At 49.1% G+C, this 13,198-nt stretch carries 15 protein-coding genes; 3 read left to right on the top strand and 12 right to left on the bottom strand.

The genetic code is table 11. The features are described from left to right. Positions 1-94 precede the first annotated feature (94 nt). Positions 95-847 carry a DUF1836 domain-containing protein gene (locus P9687_RS01735; RefSeq protein WP_014098400.1) on the top strand — a complete coding sequence of 251 codons (753 nt, stop codon included), beginning with the start codon at positions 95-97 and terminating at the stop codon, positions 845-847. A 136-nt stretch (positions 848-983) separates the two neighbouring features. On the opposite strand, the gene P9687_RS01730 is transcribed toward P9687_RS01735, so the two are convergent. From P9687_RS01730 to rarD, 3 genes are all read right to left on the bottom strand, one after another. Continuing rightward, positions 984-1,661, bottom strand: coding sequence for a potassium channel family protein (locus tag P9687_RS01730; RefSeq protein WP_014098401.1), 678 nt, complete (start codon positions 1,659-1,661; stop codon positions 984-986). Positions 1,662-1,671: 10 nt separating this feature from the next. Further along, on the bottom strand, positions 1,672-2,970 hold the full coding sequence (locus tag P9687_RS01725; protein WP_019721188.1) for a TrkH family potassium uptake protein: 1,299 nt from the start codon (positions 2,968-2,970) through the stop codon (positions 1,672-1,674). Between the two features lie 213 nt (positions 2,971-3,183). Continuing rightward, positions 3,184-4,137, bottom strand: a complete 954-nt coding sequence (gene rarD, locus P9687_RS01720; protein WP_052123288.1) for an EamA family transporter RarD — start codon at positions 4,135-4,137, stop codon at positions 3,184-3,186. 157 nt (positions 4,138-4,294) lie between these two features. Here rarD and yedE point away from each other — a divergent pair, with 157 nt between their 5' ends. Both yedE and yedF read left to right on the top strand, forming a co-directional pair. Further along, positions 4,295-5,530, top strand: coding sequence for a selenium metabolism membrane protein YedE/FdhT (yedE, locus tag P9687_RS01715; protein WP_026683472.1), 1,236 nt, complete (start codon positions 4,295-4,297; stop codon positions 5,528-5,530). A gap of 16 nt (positions 5,531-5,546) precedes the next feature. Further along, entirely contained in the window at positions 5,547-5,789 is a 243-nt protein-coding gene (yedF, locus tag P9687_RS01710; RefSeq protein WP_014098405.1) for a sulfurtransferase-like selenium metabolism protein YedF, read from the top strand. Between the two features lie 63 nt (positions 5,790-5,852). Here the strand turns inward: yedF and hisIE are convergent, their stop codons facing one another. From hisIE to P9687_RS01665, 9 genes are all read right to left on the bottom strand, one after another. Further along, positions 5,853-6,518, bottom strand: a complete 666-nt coding sequence (gene hisIE, locus P9687_RS01705; RefSeq protein ID WP_014098406.1) for a bifunctional phosphoribosyl-AMP cyclohydrolase/phosphoribosyl-ATP diphosphatase HisIE — start codon at positions 6,516-6,518, stop codon at positions 5,853-5,855. Next, a complete protein-coding gene (gene hisF, locus P9687_RS01700; RefSeq protein ID WP_014098407.1) occupies positions 6,508-7,269 on the bottom strand; it encodes an imidazole glycerol phosphate synthase subunit HisF in 762 nt (253 codons plus the stop codon). The genes hisIE and hisF overlap by 11 nt, the downstream gene beginning before the upstream one ends. Continuing rightward, positions 7,266-7,970 (bottom strand): 1-(5-phosphoribosyl)-5-[(5-phosphoribosylamino)methylideneamino]imidazole-4-carboxamide isomerase, encoded by a 705-nt coding sequence (gene hisA / locus P9687_RS01695; RefSeq protein ID WP_014098408.1) that lies wholly within the window; start codon positions 7,968-7,970, stop codon positions 7,266-7,268. The genes hisF and hisA overlap by 4 nt, the downstream gene beginning before the upstream one ends. Next, positions 7,967-8,578: an imidazole glycerol phosphate synthase subunit HisH gene (gene hisH, locus P9687_RS01690; RefSeq protein WP_014098409.1), complete on the bottom strand. Its 612-nt coding sequence runs from the start codon at positions 8,576-8,578 to the stop codon at positions 7,967-7,969. Before hisH ends, hisA begins: the two co-directional genes overlap by 4 nt. After that, on the bottom strand, positions 8,575-9,162 hold the full coding sequence (gene hisB / locus P9687_RS01685; protein WP_026104542.1) for an imidazoleglycerol-phosphate dehydratase HisB: 588 nt from the start codon (positions 9,160-9,162) through the stop codon (positions 8,575-8,577). Before hisB ends, hisH begins: the two co-directional genes overlap by 4 nt. A gap of 5 nt (positions 9,163-9,167) precedes the next feature. Beyond that, a complete protein-coding gene (gene hisD / locus P9687_RS01680) occupies positions 9,168-10,451 on the bottom strand; it encodes a histidinol dehydrogenase (protein WP_035188912.1) in 1,284 nt (427 codons plus the stop codon). After that, complete coding sequence (gene hisG, locus P9687_RS01675; RefSeq protein WP_168986006.1) at positions 10,448-11,068, bottom strand: ATP phosphoribosyltransferase; 621 nt, start codon at positions 11,066-11,068, stop codon at positions 10,448-10,450. Before hisG ends, hisD begins: the two co-directional genes overlap by 4 nt. Then, on the bottom strand, positions 11,065-12,189 hold the full coding sequence (locus P9687_RS01670) for an ATP phosphoribosyltransferase regulatory subunit (RefSeq protein ID WP_035188908.1): 1,125 nt from the start codon (positions 12,187-12,189) through the stop codon (positions 11,065-11,067). Before P9687_RS01670 ends, hisG begins: the two co-directional genes overlap by 4 nt. 95 nt (positions 12,190-12,284) lie before the next feature. After that, positions 12,285-12,632 carry a CHY zinc finger protein gene (locus P9687_RS01665; protein WP_014098414.1) on the bottom strand — a complete coding sequence of 116 codons (348 nt, stop codon included), beginning with the start codon at positions 12,630-12,632 and terminating at the stop codon, positions 12,285-12,287. Between the last annotated feature and the right edge of the window lie 566 nt (positions 12,633-13,198).

The following is a 13,198-nucleotide window of genomic DNA, read 5'->3' as shown; positions in this document are numbered from 1 at the left end:
AAAGGATACAAAGAGTCTTATCATCATCATTGACTTTTCCATCCATCAATCTTACGATAAAAAGTAGCATGCCAATGTTTGGGAGGTGCTGTTAATGGAACTATTCCAAATGACACGCAGGGAAATGGCAGATCTGCTACTTGCGCTGAAGGGAGCAGGCCCCATGACGCCTGCAACGTTTTTACAAGGCTTATGGGCAAAGAAAAACGGTGGCAAAGACCCGCATCACCCCTTTGCAGCTGCTGTAATGCCCCCCATCTTTACAAAAATACTGAAGAAGAACACGGATGACTTCGGATTTTCGTTAAATGAAATCGTGGCGCTCGGAAGCCAGATTGAAAATACAAATTTTACACTGACCGCGATTCAAAACTGGGTCAAGCGCGATATTAAAGAAATGATCGTGGCGCCGGAAAAAGGGAAAAAATATTCGATTGACCAGATGGCGCTACTGTTTCTGGTGGAAGACTTGAAAACGGCGCTCGATTTCGATTCCATCCGTAAGCTGTTGCAATTGATCGTCAATGACCCCGAAGATGAGCATGATGATTTGATTAATCCGGTACAGCTGTATGCCACTTATTCCCAGCTTTTCGAGGAGCTGAATTCCATGCGGGAAGTCGGGCGTTTCCCGGCCGAAAAACATGAACATATGATTTCAGCAATGGAAGGTATGGTTACTGAAAAAGCGGAAGAGATGATATCGAAATACATATCGCCGGACGACCCGAAAAAAGAAGCCATCCGCAACACCATCGTCATCGCGACCCTTTCCGTTTTTACGGCTTATTTTCAAATGCTCGCAAGGCGGTATTTAACCGCAACGATTTTTCTGCAAAATATGTAGTAGGGGCCAGGAGACTTATCCCCCGGCGGATAAATTTTTCCGGCTCCCGTGCCGACGCCCCGAATGGGATCCCCAGGCCGGAAAAACGGCAGCTCCTGCAGTTCAATTCAACGCAGCCGGAAAATACCTCACCTTTCTAGTAAAATTTCCGGCGCAGTCTTTCCAAATCTTTTTCCGCACCGACTGTGAAAATGGTGTCCCCTGGCTGAAAAATATAATCCGGCGCCGGCGAGACAACCGGCGTTTCTTCAGTCTGGGAAGTGACCATGACAACAAGGGCTTTATACCTGTTGCGGAAATCGAGTTCTGTCAGAGACTTTCCGATAAAATCTTCCGGCACTGTCATCTCAAGGCCGGAGCAATACGGTGACAGACGGATATACTGCAAAATACCCGGGTTTGCAATATGGTAGGCAACCCGGCGCCCCGTTTCTTCTTCGGGGAAAAATACGTCCGTCGCACCGGCCCCTTTCAAGCCCCTCCCCCGCTTTTGATCATTCGCCTTCGCATAAACCGTCTCACAGCCAAGATCTTTTAAAGCAAGCACCGTTAAAATGGCAGATTCAAAATCATCTCCCATGCTGACGACCACCGCATCAAAATTGGTTACATTTAATTCTTCCAAAAAAGCGGTGCTGGTCACATCGCCTTCTGCAAGGTACGATGCGGCGTCCTGCAGTTCCTCATCTTGAAGCACCTTTTCATTTTTATCGGCGCCGACAACATCGTATCCGAGCCTCGCCAATTCTTTCAGCACACTTGACCCGAAGCGGCCGAGCCCGAGCACTAGAAAACTTTCTTTTAAATGTTTCACAATCCCACCCCTAGCCGATTAAAATGGATTCTTTTGCATATTTGATTGTGGATTTTTTTTGATTCATAAAGGTATAGATCAAAATAATTACCCCGAGACGGCCAATCAGCATAAGGAAAGCCAGCCAAATTTTGCCGAACACCGTCAGCCCGGCCGTGATCCCGAGTGAAAAGCCGCATGTCGACAGCGCCGACATAATTTCAAATGCAAGCGGAAATGGCGCTGCTTTTTCCGTAAAAGACAATACAAAAAATGAGAAAAAGAACAAAAACAGAAAAGCGAAAAAGACGAGAAAGGCTTTGTTTACGTCTTCGACAAACAGCGTCTTTCTGAACATATGTGTCTCATTTGAACCGCGGATAACAGACCACAATTTGGCAAGAATGACGGCGAATGTGGTCGTCCGGATCCCGCCGGCACAGCTGCTTGGCGACCCGCCGATAAACATGAGCACGACCATAAATAGCAAAGACGGAAAAGAAAAAACGTGCAAATCGAGCGATGCCAATCCCCCACTTCTCGGCGCCGCACTGAAGAACAGGGACTGGATAATTTTTTCTGTAAAAGAAAGCCCCGGCATATGTATAAAATCGACAAAAAAGAAGAAAAGAAAGCCGGTCAAAAGCAAAATGCCGTGCATCAAAACATTTACTTTGAAATAAAGGCTTTTCTTTTTCCGGCGCGACTGCAAAAACTCCATGACGACGGCAAACCCGAGGACGCCCAGAATGATCATACAGCTTAAAACGGCAAGCACGAACGGTTCGCCTTTAAAATTATCAAGCCCGTTTCCCGAAATTTCAAAGCCGGCGTTTGTAAATGTCGACACCGAAAGAAAAAAAGCGGCAAAAGCATGGCTGCCGTGCTGTAGTGCAGACGGCAGAATCAGCAGAAAGCCTGCCGTCTCGACGATTAATGTGTATTTTACAATAAATGCCATCAGTTTGGATATCGAACGGCTGCTGTTCTGGTTCTGGTCAAAAATCATCAATGTTTGAGACGGAACAGGCGCGTTCGTCCGCAATGCAATTAAAAGCGCACCGACCAAGGCCATGACGCCGATCCCGCCGATTTCCATCTGGATGAGCAGGATGATTTTTCCAGCCGTTGTAAGTTCTTGCGCAACGGTAACAGTGGACAGCCCTGTTGCACTAATGGCGCTTGCGGACAGGAAAAAAGCATCTACCGGCAGCAACGGCTGTTTGTGTGAAACCGGCAGCAAATACAAAATGGCAAAAATAACCGTGCCCAGCAAATACATGAAAAAAACCATTTTAAACGTTGCCGGGCGGAACTGGAACCTGGACATAAACCAATCTCCCTTGTGACTTCGATCTTCCCTATTATACCTGAAATTTCCCGTTAAAAAAAAGCCGGCCGAAAAGATCATTTGTTAAAATACCTTTTTTAGCAGACAAGTTGCCGCATATATAAAAGCGGCGGGACAAACCAGGTGGGTTCCCGCCGCTTTTTTGTATGCATTTAAAAACTTTTCCAGTAAACCCGTTCCGGCATGGCAACCTCAGGCAACTTCTTCCACATGGAATTTCTTCTTCGGCAAAAAACCGGAAACGGAAAACACGATAAGCGCCAGCCAGATAAAAGCAAAGGACAAAAGCTGCACATGCGTAAAAGGTTCCTTGAAAAAGGCAATGCCCATGATCAGCGTCATCGTCGGCGTCAAGTATTGGAAAAAGCCGATCATTGTCAGGGAAATGCTTCTTGCCCCCTGTGCAAAGCAAATGAGCGGGATTGCCGTCACAACGCCTGTGCCAATTAACAATACGGTTAATCCCGGTGAAACCGTTGCAAAAGATGCCGTGCCTTTTACCTGGATCACCAGTAAGTAGAGGAGCGCAACCGGCATCACAAAGAATGTTTCGAATGTCAGGCCGATAAAAGCATCAATGTCCACTTTCTTTTTCACAAGGCCGTAAAACCCAAATGTGAGGGCAAGGCCGATGGCGATCCAGGGAATATGCCCGTAGCTGAACGTCTGGATCGCGACGCCGCACGCTGCCAGCAGAAAAGCAAGACATTGCCATCGGTTCAGTTTTTCTTTCAAAAAGACCATCCCGAGCAGGATGCTGACAAGTGGGTTGATGTAATATCCCATACTTGTTTCAATGACATGCCCGTTGTTGACCGCCCATATGTAGATAAACCAGTTCCCGCTCACAAGCACGGACGCGAGAAGCAATAAAAGCGGCGTGCGCGGGTGGCGGACCCCTTCTTTTATGCTCGTTTTTAAATCACCCATTTTCCTTAAAAAGGCTAAAAGTATGATCATAAAAATAAAAGACCAGAAAATGCGGTGTGCGAGAATTTCAATAGCAGGCACCTGCTCAATCATTTTCCAGTAAATCGGAAAAAGCCCCCACAAAAAATAAGCAAAAAAGGTGTATAACATCCCGCTTTTTTGATTGTTTCCCATTTGTTGCTTCGCTGGTCCAGGTATACGCCGTCCCCGGGCCATCTCCCCCCTTTCCCCATGATATGTTTCATTATTTTACCATTATTTTCAGATTTGAAAAAGCAAACCGCTTTACAACCTTTACTTTTATCAATGTGCCGACGGAAAACTCTGCTATAATAGGGAATGTATGATTTTTCATGAAGGAGGCCGGAAAGGCATGCGTATATGGTTGGAAAAAGCCCATGAAAAGTACTTCAGCGGGTTTTGGAATCCTTTTATTGTCTTACTGTTGGCAGGCGTGTTTGCTGCTTTTTATTTTGGGCTGACCGGAACGCTCTGGGCCGTCACAGGCGAATTTACCCGCTGGGGAGGGAATTTGCTTCAGCTGTTCGGCGTCGATACGGCTGATTGGGCGTATTTTAAAGCGATCAAACTGATCGGAGAGCCGCAGGACCGGACAGACGGATGGCTGGTCATCGGCATGCTGCTTGGCAGTTTGTTCAGTGCCCTTGCCAGCAAGAATTTTAAATGGAAAGTTCCCCGCCAGAAACGGCGCTGGGTGTGGGGTTTTATTGGCGGCATCATTGCCGGATTCGGAACGCGCCTTGCGATGGGCTGCAATTTGGCTGCGTTTTTTACGGGACTGCCGCAATTTTCTCTCCACGCCTGGTTCTTTATTGTCGGCACCGCGATCGGTACTTATTTTGGCGTCAAACTTGCCGTATTGCCCATTTTTAAAGGAAAACCAAAAATATCGTTCAGCCGGCATGCTGCCAAAAGCACACAGCCGGATCCGCAACACGGGAACTACCAGCTTTATGCTGCTGTTTTGGTTTTGCTTTTTATCGCGCTGATTGCCGCCTGGTATCTCATATCCGGTAAAATAATGCTGGGGCTTGCCGCACTGTTCGGGGCGGCATTTGGGATACTGATCCAGCGCGGCCAAATTTGCTTTACTTCCGGGCTCAGGGATTTATGGCTGACCGGGCGGGGCACGCTCGGAAAAGCGATCATTGTGGGAATGGCGATCCAGACGGCAGGCACCGCTATTTTCATATTTAAAGGCGAAGCCCCTGTTATCCACTGGGCAAGCCCGGGTGCCCTTGTCGGCGGCGTCCTGTTTGGCATTGGCATTGTCATTGCCGGAGGTTGTGAAACAGGGTGGATGTACCGCATTACAGAGGGGCAAGTGCAATTTTTTGCAGTCGGCGCCGGCAATATCGTTGGGGCAACCCTCCTGGCATACGGATGGGATCATTGGGGCATTTTCGATGTGTTTGTCAAAGGATGGCCGGAAGTCAATATTGTCACGTCATTCGGATGGGGCGGGGCGCTTTTCGGTACGGGCGCTTTTCTGCTGGCCCTTTATCTTCTTATCGTATGGCGGGAAAATTGGTATACGAAAAAAATAAACGCAAAACGCACGTTATTCGAAAAGAAAACGTCTGCGTAATCAGGAGGCGGTAAAAATGGCGGAAAATTTTACTGTGGATGCAACACTGGATGTCCGTGGCGAATCATGCCCGTATCCGGAGCTTTATACGCTTGAGGCCATCGAAAAATTAGAAGACGGGAAAATATTGGAAGTGATCGCCGACTGCCCGCAATCTTTTATTAACGTGCCGGCGTCGTGCAAACGGCATGGGCATGAAGTGCTCTCGAAAGTGAAAGACGGAACGACGCTGTATTATTACATCCGCGTTTGTAAATAACCCTGCCGTGCCGGCATCAAGTAATGGAAAAAGGATGTCCCTTATCCGGACATCCTTTTTTCATTACCATTTTTCGATTTTTTTCCGGTCGCCTTTGCTGTTGCCTTTTTTGGCAGAACGGGCCTGCAGTTCGGCTTCCACTTCCGATAGTTTGACATTCTGGTTAGACAGAAGGACAAAGGTATGAAACAACAAATCCGCTGTTTCGTAAATGAGTTCTGATTTGCTGTTGTTTTTGGCAGCGATGATGACCTCGCCCGCTTCTTCAATAAATTTTTTTGCGATTTTATCGATGCCCTTCTCAAACAAATAATTGGTATAGGAATTTTCAACCGGCTTGATTTTCCGGCTTTCCATCTCCTCTTCCAGCACGTCAAAGATGCGCCGGTTGGAGGGAATTTCCGCTTCCACCGCTTCCCCTTTTTCATCTAGCCTTGTATAAAAGCATGTCCTTTCCCCCGTGTGGCAGGCAGGGCCTTCCGGGTCAACACGGATTAAAAGCGTGTCGGCATCACAATCCACCTGGAGCGATTTTACTTTTTGCGTGTTTCCACTCGTTTCGCCTTTATGCCAAAGGCTGCCGCGGGACCGGGAATAAAACCAGGTTTCTTTCGTTTCAAGCGTTTTTTCGTACGCTTCTTCATTCATATAAGCGAGCATGAGCACATCCCCCGTCGCATCGTCGACCACAATGGCCGGAATCAGCCCTTTCGAAAAATCAAGCTTCACGGATGTTCACCCCTTCTTTGCTGCAAATGTCTTTTACTTCCCGGATGGTAAACGTGCCATCGTGAAAAATGGAGGCGGCAAGGGCTGCAGAAGCGCCTGTTTCTTTCAACACTTCGGCAAAATGTTCCGGTTTGCCACAACCGCCCGATGCGATCACTGGAATTTTGACGGCACCGGCGACCGCTTTTGTCAGCGCCAGGTCAAAGCCGTCTTTTACCCCGTCGGTATCAACGCTCGTCAGTAAAATTTCCCCGGCACCGAGCCGTTCTGCTTCCTTCGCCCATTCAATCGCATCGATTCCGGTATCGATGCGGCCACCGTTTACGACACAAGTCCATTTCCCCTCCGCAGTTTTTTTGGCATCAATCGCCACGACGACACACTGCGCACCAAACCGGTCGGACGCCTTTCGGATCAGGTCCGGGTTTTTGATCGCCGCCGAGTTCACCGACACTTTATCGGCGCCGGCCTTTAACAGGCGGGTCACGTCGAAAATCGTCCGCACGCCGCCGCCGACCGTAAACGGGATAAACACATTTTCAGCTGTCCTTTCCACCATATTGATGACCGTATCGCGCTGTTCGTGGGTTGCGGTAATATCAAGAAAAACCAGTTCATCAGCGCCGCTTTCCGAATAAAATGTTGCAAGCTCAACGGGATCGCCGACATTGCGGAGCCCGACAAAATTTGTTCCTTTTACAACCTGCCCGTCTTTCACATCGAGGCACGGAATAATCCGTTTTGCGATCATCGTGCCGCCCCCTTGAGCCGGATTTTGCCTTCGTAAATCGCTTTGCCAACAATGCCTTCCTTGACGCCGATTGCATCCAGGTTTTTCACGTCTTGTTCGCTTGTGATGCCGCCGGAAGCAATGATGTCACAGCTGACCGCTTCAATGAGCGCTTTTAACGCATCAAGGTTCGGGCCTTTCATCGTGCCATCCCTCGATATATCGGTAAAGACGATGCGCGAAACGCCCAGGCTTTCTATTTCTTTTGCAAAACCGATGTAATCCATTTCGGTAACAGCAAGCCAGCCGTGTGCCGCGACTTTCCCGTTTTTTGCATCAATGCCGGCGACGATTTTCTCCGGATATTCGGCGACCGCCGCTTTTAAAAAATCCCGGTTTTCGATTGCGGCCGTTCCGAGCACAATCCGGGAAACGCCTATTTCCGCATATTGATGGACTGTGTCCAAATTGCGGATGCCGCCGCCTACCTCGACTGGAACGGCGGCAGTCTTGCATAAAGAGGCAATCAGTTCAAACTGTGCCGGCCGGCCTGTCTTTGCGCCGTCCAAATCGACAATATGGACCATTTCCGCCCCCATTTCAATAAAGCGTTCCAGCTGTGCCACCGGGTCGGGTGCCACTTCTGTCGTTTGGTTAAAATCCCCCTGGTAAAGCCTTACGCATTTTCCGCCAATTAAATCGATAGCCGGGATAATTCTCATGCCTGTACCTCCAAACTGCTTTCCTGCAAAAATATTTTTAACAGTGCCATGCCGGTTTTGCCGCTTTTTTCGGGATGAAACTGCATCCCATACACATTCCCGTTTTTGACAATGGCCGGAATTTCCGCCCCGTAATCGGTTGAAGCCACAATATACGGCGCCTCTGTTTTCGCCTGGTAGGAGTGAACGAAATACACATGTTGATGCTGAAACGGCGCAAAAGCCGGAAAACCCGGTTTCACATCGAGCGTATTCCAGCCGATATGCGGTAAAATTTCATTCGTCTGAATCCGTTCCACCGTCCCCGGAATAAAGCCGAGCCCTTCCGCAACACCATTTTCAAATCCTGTTTCAAATAACAGCTGCATCCCGAGGCAAATGCCGAGAAACGGCTTTTTCTTCCCAAGCTCCGTTAAAACCGGCCGCAGCCCGCGCTTTTCAATTTCGTCCACTGCTGCTTTAAATGCACCGACGCCGGGCAGGATGATGTGGGTGGCGGCAGCGAGTTTTTCCGGGTCGTCCGTTACGGCAACCTCAAGCCCAAGCGTACGGAAAGCGTTCGAGGCGCTTGCAATATTACCCATGCCGTAGTCGACAATTGCGATCATTCTATCAGCCCCTTTGTCGAATTGACGCCTTTGATTTCCGGGTCAACTTCCACTGCCTGGTGAAGCGCCCGTCCCAACGCCTTAAACAGCGATTCGATTTTGTGATGGGTGTTTTCGCCGTACAGCACCCTGGCGTGGAGGGTAACCGCCGCCTGGAACGCAAACGCCTGGAAAAATTCGCGCACAAGTTCTGTGTCAAAATTGCCGAGCTTCGGGTTTTCGAATTCCGCTTCAAAATGCAGGAAAGGCCGGCCGCTGATGTCGAGGGCGACAAAGCCGAGCGCTTCATCCATCGGGACATAAGCGGAGCCGTAACGGGTGATGCCTTCTTTATCACCGAGCGCTTCACGCACCAGCTGGCCGAGCACAATCCCGGTGTCTTCGACGGTATGGTGGCTGTCAATATGCAAATCGCCTTCCGCTTTTACAACAAGTCCGATGCGCCCGTGCCGCGCGAACAGTTCGAGCATATGGTCAAAAAATCCGACACCCGTATCCACTTTCACTTCCGCCGGATCGTCCAGATTGACGGCAATCTCAATACATGTTTCATTTGTTTTTCTGCTTTTTGCCGCTTTCCGCAACGCACTCACCCTTTCACCCGTTTTTGGACCGCCCGCGCATGCCCAGCGAGCCGCTCTTCCGTAGCAATCGCCATCACATCCGGCGCCGCTTGCTGTAAAGCTTTTTCACCATAATATAAATACGTAATTTTTTTATAAAAATCGTCAACAGACAAACCGGAAGAAAACCGTGCCGTTCCCGATGTCGGCAGGATGTGGTTCGGGCCGCCGTAATAATCGCCGATGGCTTCCGGCGTGTTTTCACCGAGAAAAACGGAGCCGGCATTTTTCACTTTTGAGAGCTGCAAGAGCGGATTTTCCACCTGAATTTCCAAATGTTCTGGCGCAAGCCGGTTCGAAAGTGCAAAGGCTTCATCTATCGATTCAACAAGCACGGCTGCACTTTGCATCTTGATGGACACTTCTGCGATGTCGCGGCGCGGGAGGACAACAAGCTGTTTTTCAAGTGCCGCTTTTGTTTCATTGATCAGTTTCTGTGAGGTGGTGAACAAAAACGTTCTTGCACGTTCGTCGTGTTCAGCCTGGGCGATCAGATCGGCTGCTATATACGCCGGGTTGGCATTTTCATCGGCAATGATGGCGACTTCCGACGGGCCTGCGATCATGTCGATGCCGACCGTGCCATATACAAGCGATTTAGCGGCAGCAACATATGCGTTCCCGGGGCCAACAATTTTATCGACTGCAGGAATCGTTTCCGTGCCGTATGCAAGCGCCCCGATCGCCTGGATGCCGCCAAGTTTGTAAATGGTCCCGACACCGGCAATATCGGCCGCTACGGATAAAACCGGTGCAATTTTCGTGCCGTTTCTCGCCGGTGTCGCCATGATCACTTCTTCCACGCCGGCAAGGACAGCGGGGATTGCGTTCATGAGGACGGATGACGGATAGCAGGCGGTCCCGCCCGGCACATAAATCCCGGCTTTTTCCACCGGCCGGAACAGCTGACCTGAAATGATGTTTTCATTCATTTCCATGATCCGGGAGTTTTGCAGCTGTTTCGCGTGGAAACGGCGGATATTTTCCGCTGCTTTTTGCAAAGCGGAAATCACATCCTGTGGGACTTCGCGCCATGCCTGTTTGCGTTCTTCCGGAGAAACTTCCCACGGTTCCGGCACTTCCCCGTCAAATTTGGCGGCATATTTTTTCACGGCGGCATCTCCGTTTAAGCGGATGTCTTCCAGTACTTCCTTCGCGGTGCGCAGCACGTCTTCATCGTGCGCGCCGCTCTTGTCTTTCGATTGCAGAAACGTTTCGGCAAATGCTTCTTTTGTGTATTCCCGCATCATTTTGCGACCCCTTCTCCCTGTAGTTTTTCAATAAACGGCCGGATTGCCTGCTTTTTTATTTTTAACGCCGACCGGTTGGCGATCAGCCGCGCTGTGACCGGCCGAATCTCCTCTATGACGGTAAGCCCGTTTTCTCTCAATGTGTTACCCGTTTCCACGATGTCGACAATTGCATCAGCAAGGCCAACGATCGGCGCGAGTTCAACGGAGCCTTCGAGTTTCACGATGTCCACCGATTCCCCTTTTTCGCGGAAAAATTGCTCGGTCACATTTGGGTATTTGGTTGCGATCCGGCGTTTCCGCTGATGGCGGACAGCCTCCGGTTTACCTGCAAGGGCAAACCGGCATTTCCCGAACGGAAGCGGCATTAAATCGAAAACATCGGGATGCGTTTCCGCCAAAATGTCCTCCCCGACAATGCCAAGATCGCAAATGCCGTACTCTACATATGTTGCAACATCAAAGCCTTTTACGAAAATGCAGGTGAATGCATCCGTTTCAACGAGGAGTTTTCTCCCTTTTTCAACGAGCGGTTCAACATGAAAGCCGCGCGACTTTAAATATTGCAAAAATTGTTTTTCCACTCTCCCTTTTGTAAGGGCAATGCTGATCGTCAAATTTCTTCCGCCTCCCAATGGCCGCCCACATTTTTAAACTTGAGGACCTTACTGAATTCGCCTTCTGCAGGCGGCGCGAAACGGATATCCACGATTTTTCCGTCGTATGCAGCCCGCAGCTTTTCTGCTTCCGCAAGCGTTTCTTCCCCGGCAATGATGCAGATTTTTTCCGGTTTTTCTTCCTGAACCAGTTCCTCAGCCAGCATATCGGCGTCAAAAGCAATGCCGACAGCTGTTGTTTGGCGGTGAAACTGTTCGTACAGCTTGTCGTACCGCCCGCCAGAAAAGCAGGAAGCGCCGGTTTGTTTTAAAAATCCCCGGAACAAAATGCCGGTATAATAGGGCAGATTTTTCACCCGGCCAAGGTCAATCATGATGTCTTCCATTCCGACAGCCATGCAAATTTTACCAAGCTTTTCGATATGAATAAGCATATCCGAAAGTGCCGGTTCCGTTTTCCATCTTTCCTGAAATGTCCGGATCATTTCGAACGGACCGTACGCATCCACAAGTCCCGCCAGTTCCGCGGCAATTTTTGCATTGCCGCTTAAACTTGCAATCTCGAATACTTCATCTTTCCGTTTATCGTGCATGGCCCCTCTTAACCGGTCAACCTGGCCGTCTTCCAGATTCAGGCGTGCGACCAGTTCCTCAAAAATACCGGCATGGCCAAGCTCCACCATCACCCCGGTAACGCCGAGCCTGTTAAAAAAGTCATGGGCAAAAAACAGGCATTCACCTTCCCCTAAAAGTTCCGGCAGGTCTACCATTTCGATCCCGACCTGGCGGCTCTCAAGGCCGGGGGTATCCATTCTGAACACTGAACCCTGGTAAGCCCATTTACACGCCCGAAACGGTTTTTGCGAAAGCGCCCTTGCGATGGAGGTGGTCCAGTCCGGGCGCAAAACTTCAATCTGGCCGCGGCTGTCAAACCATTTCAGCATATTTTGAAGCTTCATGCCAACCTTTTCATTTGTAAACGTATCCGCGTACTCAACAAGCGGTGTCGAGATTTCCGTATAATTCCGCTTCTCCGCCGTGCGACGGAACAATTCAAACACGGTTGCGCGGTTTTTGACAACCGTGCCCATTTCATCCTGGCTGCCTTCCGGTAAAAACATCGGTTTCACATCCTGTACTTTCTCTTTATTATGTTAGTACTCTAATACACTAAAGGATTTGATTGCATTTAAGATACCATATTTCAGAAAAGCGGTCAAGGTGAAAATTTTTGACAAGCCGGCTTGTCCCGGTCGATTTGGAAATAGAGCGGATAATGGGCGGCGCATCCGGGGTTAAATGGCGCGCCGCAATGCGGGCAAGCGCTTGCCCCCATATATTCCCGGATCGTCATCTCATGCTTGCAGACGCCGCAAAGAACCGCTTTTGTATCCCATTCCCGTTTTTCCCACCGCTCGATCGGATGGGCTTCCGCTTCCTCATGGCATTGATAACACGGATAATACTTTCCGCAGCATTTAAAACGGATGGCTACGACATCCAACGGAGAAGCATAATGGATGCAGCGCGTCTCATCATCTACCACCGGGCCGTACACTTTCATTGGAAACGCTCCTTTTGAAATTTTTTCTTTGTTTTTAACATACAGGAATTTGGCTTTCACATCAATGAAACGGGCGCAAAAAAAAGCGGGCAGTCCCGCAGCCGGAAAAGGGCTATTTAGGGCTTGCTGAATAAGCAAAATTCCTAGATTTGGCAAGAATACTGACAGCTTTGGCAAAAATTTAGATGCAAGGGTTTTATAAAGAATACAGGGAAAAGCTTGCACTTGAAACGCATCCTATGTTAAGGAAGGCCACCAATTTTCCACGCTTTCTTAACGTAGACAGGCTCTATATGAAGGAAAAACCTCGTTTTTTCGCGCTTTCTTAACGTAGACGGGCTCTATGTGAAGAAAGGCCGTCAATTTTTCGCGCTTCCTTAACATAGACGGATTAAGTCCGTATAATTGTGTAAAAAGAAGGAGTCATTTTATCAACTCTTGGCAACACTGTTTTCAACAACAATAAACAATGAAAAGAGGAGATAAAATGACTCACTTACAGTTTAACCTAAATTTGGATGTTTTAAAAGAAGCCATCATGACTTCCGATCTTGACGCGGTAATTA

The organism is Weizmannia sp. CD-2023 (genome assembly GCF_036225245.1).
In the GTDB taxonomy this organism is placed as follows: Bacteria; Bacillota; Bacilli; order Bacillales; family Bacillaceae_C; genus Weizmannia; species Weizmannia faecalis.
The sequence above is the reverse complement of the archived record's forward strand: the minus strand, read 5'-3'. Positions and strand labels throughout refer to the sequence as shown.

Excerpts from the sequence above, each read along its gene's own strand:
- P9687_RS01665 (WP_014098414.1), bottom strand. The coding sequence starts at position 12,632 with ATGAAAGTGTACGGCCCGGTGGTAGATGATGAGACGCGCTGCATCCAT.
- rarD (WP_052123288.1), bottom strand. The coding sequence starts at position 4,137 with ATGGCCCGGGGACGGCGTATACCTGGACCAGCGAAGCAACAAATGGGA.
- hisA (WP_014098408.1), bottom strand. The coding sequence starts at position 7,970 with ATGAGAATTATCCCGGCTATCGATTTAATTGGCGGAAAATGCGTAAGG.
- yedE (WP_026683472.1), top strand. The coding sequence starts at position 4,295 with ATGCGTATATGGTTGGAAAAAGCCCATGAAAAGTACTTCAGCGGGTTT.
- P9687_RS01670 (WP_035188908.1), bottom strand. The coding sequence starts at position 12,189 with ATGTTTTTACCGGAAGGCAGCCAGGATGAAATGGGCACGGTTGTCAAA.
- yedF (WP_014098405.1), top strand. The coding sequence starts at position 5,547 with ATGGCGGAAAATTTTACTGTGGATGCAACACTGGATGTCCGTGGCGAA.
- hisD (WP_035188912.1), bottom strand. The coding sequence starts at position 10,451 with ATGATGCGGGAATACACAAAAGAAGCATTTGCCGAAACGTTTCTGCAA.
- P9687_RS01735 (WP_014098400.1), top strand. The coding sequence starts at position 95 with ATGGAACTATTCCAAATGACACGCAGGGAAATGGCAGATCTGCTACTT.
- hisF (WP_014098407.1), bottom strand. The coding sequence starts at position 7,269 with ATGATCGCAAAACGGATTATTCCGTGCCTCGATGTGAAAGACGGGCAG.
- hisH (WP_014098409.1), bottom strand. The coding sequence starts at position 8,578 with ATGATCGCAATTGTCGACTACGGCATGGGTAATATTGCAAGCGCCTCG.
- P9687_RS01725 (WP_019721188.1), bottom strand. The coding sequence starts at position 2,970 with ATGTCCAGGTTCCAGTTCCGCCCGGCAACGTTTAAAATGGTTTTTTTC.